At 64.5% G+C, this 11,068-nt stretch carries 13 protein-coding genes and 1 pseudogene; all 14 read left to right on the forward strand.

The window, feature by feature from the left end:
- Positions 1 to 1,117, forward strand: a pseudogene (locus IV088_RS05725) (glutamate synthase subunit alpha); the annotation flags it as partial.
- A 27-nt stretch (positions 1,118 to 1,144) separates the two neighbouring features.
- The gene (locus tag IV088_RS05730; RefSeq protein WP_291098960.1) at positions 1,145 to 2,626 is read left to right on the forward strand and encodes a glutamate synthase subunit beta; all 1,482 of its coding nucleotides are present in this window, start codon (positions 1,145 to 1,147) and stop codon (positions 2,624 to 2,626) included.
- A gap of 178 nt (positions 2,627 to 2,804) precedes the next feature.
- Positions 2,805 to 3,620 carry an ABC transporter ATP-binding protein gene (locus IV088_RS05735; protein ID WP_291098963.1) on the forward strand — a complete coding sequence of 272 codons (816 nt, stop codon included), beginning with the start codon at positions 2,805 to 2,807 and terminating at the stop codon, positions 3,618 to 3,620.
- Positions 3,617 to 4,396, forward strand: coding sequence for a lipid asymmetry maintenance ABC transporter permease subunit MlaE (mlaE, locus tag IV088_RS05740; protein ID WP_291098966.1), 780 nt, complete (start codon positions 3,617 to 3,619; stop codon positions 4,394 to 4,396). Before IV088_RS05735 ends, mlaE begins: the two co-directional genes overlap by 4 nt.
- Before the next feature lie 19 nt (positions 4,397 to 4,415).
- Positions 4,416 to 4,895: an outer membrane lipid asymmetry maintenance protein MlaD gene (gene mlaD, locus IV088_RS05745; RefSeq protein ID WP_291098969.1), complete on the forward strand. Its 480-nt coding sequence runs from the start codon at positions 4,416 to 4,418 to the stop codon at positions 4,893 to 4,895.
- 50 nt (positions 4,896 to 4,945) lie between these two features.
- A complete protein-coding gene (locus IV088_RS05750; protein ID WP_291098972.1) occupies positions 4,946 to 5,680 on the forward strand; it encodes a VacJ family lipoprotein in 735 nt (244 codons plus the stop codon).
- A gap of 129 nt (positions 5,681 to 5,809) precedes the next feature.
- Complete coding sequence (locus tag IV088_RS05755; RefSeq protein WP_291098994.1) at positions 5,810 to 6,427, forward strand: phospholipid-binding protein MlaC; 618 nt, start codon at positions 5,810 to 5,812, stop codon at positions 6,425 to 6,427.
- 7 nt (positions 6,428 to 6,434) lie between these two features.
- Complete coding sequence (locus IV088_RS05760) at positions 6,435 to 6,725, forward strand: STAS domain-containing protein (protein ID WP_291098976.1); 291 nt, start codon at positions 6,435 to 6,437, stop codon at positions 6,723 to 6,725.
- A 100-nt stretch (positions 6,726 to 6,825) separates the two neighbouring features.
- Positions 6,826 to 7,764, forward strand: a complete 939-nt coding sequence (locus IV088_RS05765; RefSeq protein WP_291098979.1) for an ABC transporter ATP-binding protein — start codon at positions 6,826 to 6,828, stop codon at positions 7,762 to 7,764.
- Positions 7,761 to 8,516: an ABC transporter permease gene (locus IV088_RS05770; protein WP_291098982.1), complete on the forward strand. Its 756-nt coding sequence runs from the start codon at positions 7,761 to 7,763 to the stop codon at positions 8,514 to 8,516. Before IV088_RS05765 ends, IV088_RS05770 begins: the two co-directional genes overlap by 4 nt.
- 13 nt (positions 8,517 to 8,529) lie before the next feature.
- Positions 8,530 to 8,769 (forward strand): BolA family protein, encoded by a 240-nt coding sequence (locus IV088_RS05775; RefSeq protein WP_291098984.1) that lies wholly within the window; start codon positions 8,530 to 8,532, stop codon positions 8,767 to 8,769.
- A 13-nt stretch (positions 8,770 to 8,782) separates the two neighbouring features.
- The gene (murA, locus tag IV088_RS05780; RefSeq protein ID WP_291098986.1) at positions 8,783 to 10,051 is read left to right on the forward strand and encodes a UDP-N-acetylglucosamine 1-carboxyvinyltransferase; all 1,269 of its coding nucleotides are present in this window, start codon (positions 8,783 to 8,785) and stop codon (positions 10,049 to 10,051) included.
- Positions 10,048 to 10,701: an ATP phosphoribosyltransferase gene (hisG, locus tag IV088_RS05785; RefSeq protein ID WP_291098988.1), complete on the forward strand. Its 654-nt coding sequence runs from the start codon at positions 10,048 to 10,050 to the stop codon at positions 10,699 to 10,701. The genes murA and hisG overlap by 4 nt, the downstream gene beginning before the upstream one ends.
- The coding region (locus tag IV088_RS05790; RefSeq protein WP_291098991.1) for a histidinol dehydrogenase at positions 10,698 to 11,068 on the forward strand (371 nt) is incomplete at its 3' end. The genes hisG and IV088_RS05790, both read left to right, overlap by 4 nt.

The following is an 11,068-nucleotide window of genomic DNA, read 5'->3' on the forward strand; positions in this document are numbered from 1 at the left end:
CTTCATCGCCGAAGAAGTGCGTCAGATCATGGCCCAGCTGGGCATTGCCAAGTTCGACGACCTGATCGGCCGCGCCGACCTGCTGGACATGCGCGAGGGCATTGAGCACTGGAAGGCCCGTGGCCTGGACTTCAGCCGCCTGCTGGCGACGCCGAACGTGCCGGCCGACGTGCCGCGCCTGCACACGCAGAACCAGGACCACGGTCTGGAAAAGTCACTCGACAACGTCTTGATCGCCAAGAGCAAGGCCGCCATCGAAAAAGGCGAGAAGGTCCAGTTCATGGAGCGCGCGCGCAACGTGAACCGCTCCGTGGGTGCCATGCTGTCGGGCGCGGTGACCAAGGTGCACCCCGAGGGGTTGCCGGACGACACCATCCGCATCCAGCTCGAAGGCACGGGCGGCCAGTCCTTCGGTGCCTTCCTCACCAACGGCATCACGCTGTACCTGATCGGCGACGCCAACGACTACACCGGCAAGGGCCTGTCGGGTGGTCGCGTGGTGGTGCGCCCCAGCATCGACTTCCGCGGTGAATCCACCCGCAACATCATCGTGGGCAACACGGTCATGTACGGCGCGACCTCCGGTGAAGCCTTCTTCAGCGGCGTGGCCGGCGAGCGCTTCGCCGTGCGCCTCTCGGGCGCCACCGCGGTGGTGGAAGGCACGGGCGACCACGGGTGCGAGTACATGACCGGTGGCACCGTGCTGGTGCTGGGCAAGACCGGCCGCAACTTCGCGGCCGGCATGAGTGGCGGCATCGCCTACGTCTACGACGAAGACGGCCTGTTCGCCCAGCGCTGCAACACCGCCCAGGTTGCCCTGGACAAGGTGCTGCCGGCCATCGAGCAGGAAGCCTCGACCGACAAGGCCGTCTGGCACCGTGACCAGACCGACGAAGCCCAGCTCAGGAAGCTGCTGGAAGACCACAACCGCTGGACGGGCAGCAAGCGCGCCCGCGAGTTGCTGGACAACTGGTCCGAGGCACGCGCGAAATTCGTGAAGGTCTTCCCGACCGAATACAAGCGCGCGCTGGGCGAGATCAACGCCAAGAAGGCCGCCGCATCCGCCACGGGCAAGGCACAGAGCAGCGCCAAGAAGCAAGCTGCCCCGGCCAAGTAAAAACCAATACCCACGCAGGATCACATCATGGGAAAAGTCACCGGCTTCATGGAATTTGAGCGTCTGGAAGAGGGCTACAAGCCCGTTGCCGAACGCCTGAAGCACTACAAGGAATTCGTGGTTGCCCTGGACGACGGCCAGGCCAAGATCCAGGGCGCGCGCTGCATGGACTGCGGCACGCCGTTCTGCACCAGCGGCTGCCCGGTCAACAACATCATTCCGGACTTCAACGACCTCGTGTACTCGGGCGACTGGCAGAACGCCATCACCGTGCTGCACAGCACCAACAACTTCCCCGAATTCACGGGCCGCATCTGCCCCGCACCCTGCGAGGCAGCTTGCACCATCAACGTCAACGGCGACGCGGTGGGCATCAAGTCCATCGAACACGCGATCATCGACAAAGCCTGGGCGGAGGGCTGGGTGCAGCCGCAGCCGGCCAAGCACAAGACTGGCAAGAAGGTGGCGGTGGTCGGTTCCGGCCCGGCCGGCTTGGCCGCGGCCCAGCAGCTGGCGCGCGCCGGCCATGACGTGACGGTGTTCGAGAAGAACAGCCGCATCGGTGGGCTGCTGCGTTACGGCATCCCCGACTTCAAGATGGAGAAGACCCACATCGACCGCCGCGTGGCGCAGATGGAAGCCGAAGGCGTGGTCTTCAAGACCAGCACCCTGATCGGCGCGATGCCGGAGGGCCTCAAGGTCACGAACGACGCCAAGACGGTGATCAGCGCCGACGACCTCCAGGCCCAGTTCGACGCCGTGCTGCTGACCGGTGGCTCCGAGCAGAGCCGCGACCTGCCCGTGCCCGGCCGTGAACTCGATGGCGTGCACTTCGCCATGGAGTTTCTGCCCATGCAGAACAAGGTGAATGCCGGTGACAAGCTCAAGGGCCAGCTGCGCGCGGACGGCAAGCACGTCATCGTCATCGGCGGTGGCGACACCGGTTCCGACTGCGTGGGCACCAGCACCCGCCACGGCGCCGTCAGCGTGACCCAGTTCGAGGTGATGCCGCAGCCGCCCGAGCAGGAGAACAAGCCCTTGGTGTGGCCCTACTGGCCGCTGAAACTGCGCACCAGTTCCAGCCATGACGAGAGCGCCGAGAAGGGCATCCTCCAGCGCGAGTTCGCCATCTCCACCAAAGAGTTCATCGGCAAGAACGGCAAGCTCTCCGGTCTCAAGACCGTGCACATCGAGATGAAGGACGGCAAGCTGGTGGAAGTGGCCGGCACGGAGAAGGAATACAAGGCCGACCTCGTGCTGCTGGCCATGGGTTTCGTGAACCCGGTTGCCACCGTGCTCGACGCCTTTGGCGTGGACAAGGACGCGCGCGGCAACGCCAAGGCCTCGACGGAATTTACCGGCGGTTACATCACCAACGTGCCCAAGGTGTTTGCGGCCGGTGACATGCGCCGTGGCCAGAGCCTGGTGGTCTGGGCCATCCGGGAAGGTCGCCAGGCCGCGCGCTCGGTGGACGAGTTCCTGATGGGTTGCTCCGACCTGCCGCGCTGAATGAAGTCCACCCCCGCCGCGCTGCGCGCGACCCCCTCAGGGGGCGATGCGAGTGGCCCGGCGGAGCCGGTTCCACCGCATCCTGGGTTTTAGGACGCCGCTCCTTGGGGTCGATGGGCTGTGGTCCGGAATGGGATTTACCCTCATGCGACAATGCGCAGTCATTTTTTCTGGCCCCATGAGCGACACCCCATTCATCGACATTGATCATGTGACCTTTGGCTACGACAGCCGGAGAACCATTCTCAACGATATCTCCCTGAAGTTCGCTCGTGGCAAAGTCACCGCGGTGCTGGGCGGCTCGGGCTGCGGCAAGACCACCCTGCTGCGCCTGATCGGTGGGGTGCACGCACCCAACAGCGGTCGTGTGGTCTTTGATGGCGAAGTGGTCAACGCGGGCGACAAGGCCCAGCTGTTTCGCCTGCGCCGCCGTCTGGGCATGCTGTTCCAGTTCGGTGCGCTGTTCACCGACCTCTCGGTGTTCGACAACGTGGCCTTCCCCCTGAGGGAAATGACCGACCTGCCCGAGACGCTGATTCGCCACATCGTACTGATGAAGCTCAATGCGGTGGGTCTGCGCGGTGCGGCCAGCTTGCGCATCAGCGAGGTGTCTGGTGGCATGGCCCGCCGGGTGGCCCTGGCCCGAGCGATCGCGCTCGACCCCGAGCTCATCATGTACGACGAGCCTTTCGCCGGCCTGGACCTGGTGTCCATGGGCGTGGCGGCCAAGCTCATTCGCACGCTGACCGATGTGACGGGCGCCACCACGTTGCTGATTTCGCACGATGTGCCTCAGTGCATGGCGATCAGCGACTGGGTGGTGTTGCTGGCCACCGGTGGCCGCGTGGTCGCTGAGGGCACGCCCGCCGAGCTGATGGCCAGCGATGAGCCTGAGGTGCGTCAGTTTGTGCGGGGTGAGCCGGACGGGCCGGTGAAGTTCCACTATCCGGCGCAATCGGTGGCCGAAGATTTTGGTCCGAGGGCCGCTGCATGAACTTTCTGCAAACACTGGGCCAGACCGTGCTTGGCCAATTGGGCCGATGGGGCCATGGCGCCCTTTTCTTCCTCGACCTGCTCAAGGCCGTGCCTGTGTCCTTGCGCCGGTTTGGCCTGGTGATGGATCAGATCAACGCGATCGGCAACCGGTCTCTGGTGATCATCATGGCCTCGGGGCTGTCGGTCGGGTTCGTGCTGGCCCTGCAGATGTACTACGCATTGACCACCTACGGCGCGGCCGAGTCGCTGGGGTTGATTGTCAACCTGTCCCTGGTCCGCGAACTGGGGCCCGTGGTCACGGCCTTGCTGTTTGCCGGGCGCGCGGGCACCTCGCTCACCGCCGAGATTGGCCTCATGAAGGCGGGCGAGCAGATCGCCGCGATGGAGTTGATGGCCATCGACCCCAAAGCGCGGGTGCTGGCGCCCCGTTTCCTCGGCGGCGTCATTTCCATGCCGTTGCTGGCCGCGCTGTTTTCCACCGTCGGCATCCTGGGTGCCTACGTGGTGGCGGTGCTGCTGATCGGTATCGATGCCGGCAACTTCTGGTCCATCCAGCAAAACGGCGTGGATGTCTGGCGCGACGTGGGCAACGGCGTCGTGAAGAGTTTCGTTTTCGGCGTGATCTGTACCGCCGTGGCGCTGTACCAAGGCTATGAAACCGAAGCCACGCCAGAGGGGGTGGCGTACGCCACCACCCGAACCGTGGTCACCGCATCGTTGAGTGTGCTGGCCATGGACTTCATCCTGACCGCCGTGATGTTCTCGACACCCTGATTCCGCTACCGGAGAACCCATGAACAAGAAAAGCACTGAGATTTTGGTTGGCCTGTTTGTCGTGCTCGGCTTGCTGGCACTGCTCTTCCTCGCCCTCAAGGCGGCGAACCTCGGCAGTTTTGCTGGCGGTGGAGACACCTACACATTGCAGGCGCGTTTCGACAACATCGGCGGCCTGAAGTCCCGCGCGCCGGTGCGTTCGGCGGGTGTGAACGTGGGTCGCGTGACCAGCGTCACACTGGACGCGCAGACCTACCAGGGCCTGGTCACGATGGAAATCAACAAGGGCCTGAATTTCCCCAAGGATTCGTCCGCCAAGATCCAGACCGCTGGTCTGCTTGGCGACCAGTACGTGGGGCTTGAGCCGGGTGGCGACGAAAAGAACCTGGCGGCCGGCGACGTGATCACCCAGACGCAGTCTGCCGTGGTGCTGGAAAACCTGATCGGGCAGTTCCTGTACAACAAGGCGGCCGACGGCGGCGAGCAAAAAGCCCAGTGAGCGACGACGACAACTCTGTGCTGCACGGAGTGATTCAGGAGAGGAACAAGATGCACCACGTGACCCGACCCTTCCCTTGGTTCAGTCGCTTGTTGGTCTTGGCGTCGGTGGCCACGCTGGCCGCTTGCGCCAGCGGTCCCAATGCCAACCCGCGCGACCCGCTGGAGCCGTTCAACCGCGGCATGACCGACGTGAACGACGCGGTGGACGGCGCGGTGCTCAAGCCGGTGGCCACCGTGTACCGTGACATCACACCCGATCCGGTGCGCACGGGCGTGAACAACTTCTTCCAGAACCTGGGGGATGTGTGGTCGTTCATCAACGCCACGTTGCAATTGCGGCCCCGTGAAGCGGCCGAGAACTTCCTGCGCTTCAACGTCAACACGGTGTTCGGTGTGGCGGGCCTGTTTGATGTGGCCTCCGAGATGGGCCTCGAACGCACGCGCCTCGATTTCGGTCAGACGCTGGGTCGTTGGGGCGTGCCGTCGGGCCCTTATCTGGTGTTGCCGCTTTTTGGCCCATCTTCGATCCGCGATGCCGCGGGGTTCAGCATCGAGTCCCGGGGGGATCTGGTTCAAGGCCTGTCCGACATCCCGATGCGCAATTCGCTCTACGTCCTTCGCGCGGTCGAAACCCGCGCCAACCTGCTGCGTGCCACCAACTTGCTGGAAGGTGCGGCGCTGGACAAATACAGCTTCACGCGCGATTTGTACCTGCAGCGCCGCGAAAGCCAGATCGATGACCTGAAAGACAAAGGCATCGGTCTGAAAGACGCTGCCGACTGACAACAAAGCGATACGACAGAATTACACCCCCGAAACAAATGCCGGTGACCGGTGACGTACAGTCCCGGTCTCAAGCGGCACACAAGTTTGGTATCACGCTGAACCGCCGCCACGAAAGGAACTGAAATGATGCAACGCCGCCACTGGATTTCCAGCCTGATCACCGCCGCCGCCATGCTCGCCAGCCCGCTGGCGTTTGCAGAGGTCGAGGCGCCAGACGCATTGGTCAAGCGCATTTCCAGCGATGTGCTGGCCTCGGTCAAGGCCGACCCGGCGATCCAGAAGGGCGACATCAACCGCATCGTCGCGCTGGTGGATGCCAAGATCATGCCCACCGTCAATTTCTCCCGCATGACCTCGATGGCCGTGGGCCGCTTCTGGCGCCAGGCAACGCCGGAGCAGCAAAAGCAGCTTCAGGACGAGTTCAAGATCTTGCTCGTGCGCACTTACGCGGGCGCTCTGGGTGAAGTCAAGGACCAGACGCTGAGTTTCCGTCCGATGCGGTCCAAGCCCGAAGACACCGAGGTCGTGGTGCGCACGGAGGTGCGTGGCCGTGGCGAGCCCATCCAGCTCGACTACCGGCTGGAAAAGACGCCCGAAGGCTGGAAGATCTATGACCTGAACGTGTTGGGTGCCTGGCTGGTGGAAAACTACCGCAGCCAGTTTGCGCAGGAGATCGGCACCAAAGGCATCGACGGCCTGATCGCCAACCTGGTGCAGCGCAACAAAGCCGCCAAGGCCAGCTGATCCAGCCATGAGCACGTCCAGCCCCGTCGTTTCCGTTCCGATGCCCGAGCAATTGACGCTGCAGGGATCTGCCCAGACCCTGCTCAGGCTGAAGCCGTTGCTCACCCAGCAGGCGGGACCGACGGTGGCGCTGGACGCCGCGCCAATGCGGGTGTTTGACACTTCGGCGGTGGCGGTGTTGCTGGAATTGCGCAACGGGCTGCTGGCCGAGGGCAAGTCGCTGCAGGTCCTGCGCATGCCTGAGCGCCTGAAGGCGCTGGTGGCGCTGTACGGCGTGGCGGAGTTGTTGCCGGCCTGATCCGACGGCTTCAGCGCCGTCCGCCGCTGCGGCTTAAAATCGAGGGCTCACCCGCGAGCAGATGTCCTGCCCGTGTCTGGTGCTCCGGCCCCCTCCCTCAATGCCCGCAGTTTCCTTTCAGAACGTCTCCAAGACCTATGCCACCGCCCGTGGTGAGCTGCAGGCCCTCAAACAGGTGTCGTTCGACATCCAGCCGGGTGAGTTCTTCGGCCTGCTCGGTCCCAATGGAGCGGGCAAGACCACGCTGATCAGCGTGCTCGCCGGTCTGGCCCGCGCGACCGGTGGCCAGGTGCTGGTGCACGGCCACAACGTCCAGACCGATTACCAGGCCGCGCGTCGCGCGCTCGGCGTGGTCCCGCAGGAGCTGGTGTTTGACCCGTTTTTCAATGTGCGCGAGGCGCTGCGGTTCCAGTCCGGTTATTTCGGCATCCGCCACAACGACGTCTGGATCGACGAGCTGCTCGCTGGCCTGGGCCTGGCCGACAAGGCGGGTGCCAACATGCGCCAGCTGTCCGGCGGCATGAAGCGCCGCGTGCTGGTGGCACAGGCGCTGGTGCACAAGCCACCGGTGATCGTGCTTGACGAGCCCACCGCCGGCGTGGACGTGGAGCTGCGGCAGACGCTGTGGCACTTCATCAGCCAGCTCAACAAGCAGGGCAGCACGGTGTTGCTCACCACGCACTACCTGGAAGAGGCCGAAGCCTTGTGTGGCCGCATCGCCATGCTCAACCGCGGCGAGGTGGTGGCGCTGGACCGAACCTCCGAGCTGTTGCGGCGCGCGGCCTCCAACGTGCTGCGCTTCAAGACCGACGACGCCTTGCCCGACGATCTGGCCGCGTTGGCCCGTGTGACCGGCCGCGTGGTGCAGTTGGCCGCCCACGACGCGCTGGCGGTCGAGCGAGTCCTGGCCCGTGCGCGCGAGTCCGGTGTGCGGGTGGAGGACGTTGAAATTCGCAAGGCCGATCTGGAGGATGTGTTCCTCGACATCATCGAAGGCAGCAACGTGGCCCGCCGGGCACAGGAAGAGGTGGCCGCGTGACCGGTTGGCAGATGCTGTTTTACAAAGAGGTGCTGCGCTTCTGGAAGGTCGGTTTCCAGACCGTCGCCGCACCGGTGATCACTGCCATCCTGTACATGATGATCTTTGGCCATGTGCTCGAAGGCCGGGTGCAGGTCTATGACACGGTGAACTACACCGCCTTCCTGCTGCCCGGGCTGGTGATGATGAGCGTGCTGCAAAATGCGTTCGCCAACAGCAGCTCCTCGCTGATCCAGAGCAAGGTCATGGGCAACCTGGTCTTTCTGTTGCTCACGCCGCTGTCGCACCGCGCCTGGTTCGTGGCCTATGTGGGTTCGTCGGTGGTGCGGGGCCTGGCGGTGGGCGCGGGCGTGATGCTGGCCACCTGGTGGTTTGCCCGGCCCGCGTTTGAAGCCCCCCTGTGGATACTGGTCTTTGCTTTCATGGGCGCAGCCTTGCTGGGCGCCTTGGGTCTGATCGCTGGTTTGTGGGCGGAGAAATTCGACCAGATGGCCGCGTTCCAGAACTTTGTCATCGTGCCCATGACATTCCTGTCGGGCGTGTTCTACTCGATCCATTCCCTGCCCGAGTTCTGGCAGCGTGTGAGCCACCTCAACCCGTTTTTCTACATGATCGACGGCTTCCGCTACGGGTTCTTCGGGGTGAGCGATGTGTCGCCCTGGATCAGCCTGGGGCTGGTGAGCGTCGCGCTGGCGGTGGTCAGCGCCATCTCCCTGCACCTGCTGCGCACCGGGTACAAGATCCGCCATTGACCTCCTCAAGCCCATGACTTCAGACCAACTGCAACAACTCATCGCCGCAGGTCTCACCTGCGAGCACATCGAGGTCACGGGCGACGGCCGCCACTGGGCCGCCGTGATCGTCTCGCCCGAGTTCGAGGGCAAGCGCCTCATCGCGCGCCACCAGCGCGTTTATGCCACGCTGGGCGAGCGCATCAAGACCGACGAGGTGCATGCGCTGTCCATGAAAACCTACACCCCCGCCGAATGGGCGGCCCAACCTTGAAGAGCACCGAACCATGGACAAACTGCGCATCACGGGCGGACGCCCTCTCAATGGCGAAGTGACCATCTCGGGCGCCAAGAACGCGGCCTTGCCCGAGCTGTGTGCCACATTGCTGACCAACGAACAGGTCGACCTGGCCAACGTGCCGCGCCTGCGCGACGTGGCCACCATGCGCCTGCTGCTGGACAACATGGGCGTGAGGACCGAGACCCATGGCGAACGCGGTGGCATGAGCTTTCAGGCGCCCGACACGCTCAACCCCGAAGCGCCTTACGAGCTCGTCAAGACCATGCGGGCGTCGGTGCTGGTGCTGGGCCCGCTGCTGGCGCGCTTTGGTCGCGCGAAGGTGTCGCTGCCCGGCGGCTGTGCGATCGGCTCGCGGCCGGTGGATCAGCACATCAAGGGCCTGCAGGCCATGGGTGCCGAGATCACGGTGGACCACGGTTACATGATCGCCAGCCTGCCCCAGGGGCGCCAGCGACTGCATGGCGCTCGCATCACCACCGACATGGTCACGGTGACCGGCACCGAGAACTTTCTCATGGCCGCCACGCTCGCTGAAGGCGAGACGGTGCTGGAGAACGCGGCGCAGGAGCCCGAGATTCCCGACCTGGCCGAGATGCTGATCGCCATGGGCGCGAAGATCGAAGGCCACGGCACGAGCAAGATTCGCATCCAGGGCGTGGACCGCCTGCATGGTGGTCACCACCAGGTGGTGGCCGACCGCATCGAGGCGGGCACCTTCCTGTGTGCGGTCGCTGCCACGGGGGGCGATGTGATCCTGCGCCATGCGCGTGCCGAGCACCTGGACGCGGTGATCGACAAGTTGCGGGAAGCCGGTGCGCAGATCGAACCGGGCGATGGCTTCATCCGCGTGCGTGCCTCGGGCCGCATGAAGGCGCAAAGCTTCCGGACCACCGAATACCCGGGTTTCCCCACCGACATGCAGGCGCAGTTCATGGCGCTCAACTGCATCGCCCAGGGTGCCAGCAAGGTCACCGAAACCATCTTTGAAAACCGCTTCATGCACGTCAACGAGATGGTGCGCCTGGGTGCCCACATCCAGACCGACGGCAAGGTGGCGGTGATCGAGGGTGTCGACAGGCTGCAGGGCGCCACGGTCATGGCGACCGATCTGCGCGCTTCCGCCAGCCTGGTGATCGCCGGCCTGGTGGCCGAGGGCGAGACCATCGTCGACCGCATCTACCACCTGGACCGGGGTTACGACCAGATGGAAGCCAAGCTGCGCGGCATCGGCGCCGATATAGAACGCATCAAATGATCACACTCGCCCTCTCCAAAGGCCGCATCTTCGATGAGACCCTGCCGCTGCTTGCAGCCGCTGGCATCGAGGTGCTGGAAGACCCGGAAAAGTCGCGCAAGCTGATCTTGCCCACCAACCAGGCCGGCGTGCGTGTCGTGCTGGTGCGCGCCACCGATGTGCCCACCTATGTGGAGCACGGCGGCGCCGACATCGGCGTGACCGGCAAGGACACGCTGATCGAACACGGTGGCCAGGGCCTGTACCAGCCGCTGGACCTCAACATCTCGCGCTGCCGCGTCAGCGTGGCCGTGCGCGCCGATTTCGACTACGCCTCGGCCGTGCGCCAGGGCTCGCGCCTGAAGGTGGCCACCAAGTACACGACCATTGCGCGCGAATTCTTCGCCAGCAAGGGTGTGCACGTGGACCTGATCAAGCTCTACGGCAGCATGGAGCTCGCGCCACTCACCGGCCTGGCCGACGCCATCGTCGATCTGGTGTCCACCGGCAACACGCTCAAGGCCAACCAGCTGGTCGAGGTCGAGCGCATCATGGACATCAGCTCGCGCCTGGTCGTCAACCAGGCCGCACTCAAGCTCAAACAGGCCGCCATCCGCCCCATCCTCGACGCCTTCTCCAACGCCATTCAAAAAAACGCCATTCCGTCATGAGCCTCACCGCCGCGCCCCTCCGTCTGTCCACCACCTCGGCCGATTTCGAGGCGCAGTTTGCGGCCCGGCTGCATTGGTCGGCGGACACGGACAGCGCGATCGAGCAGCGCGTGGCGGACATCCTGGCCGATGTGCAGCGGCGTGGCGATGCGGCGGTGCTGGAATACACGGCGCGCTTTGATGGCTTGAGTGCCGAAAGTCTGAAGTCGCTGGAGCTGACCCAGGCCGAACTCAAAGCGGCTTTCGACGGCCTGCCCGCCGCCCAGCGCGACGCCCTGGAATCGGCTGCGCGCCGCGTGCGCAGTTACCACGAGGCGCAGAAGAAGGCCAGCGGCGAGAGCTGGAGCTACCGCGACGAAGACGGCAC

It is taken from the genome of Hydrogenophaga sp. (assembly GCF_018780075.1).
Taxonomy (GTDB): domain Bacteria; phylum Pseudomonadota; class Gammaproteobacteria; order Burkholderiales; family Burkholderiaceae_C; genus Hydrogenophaga.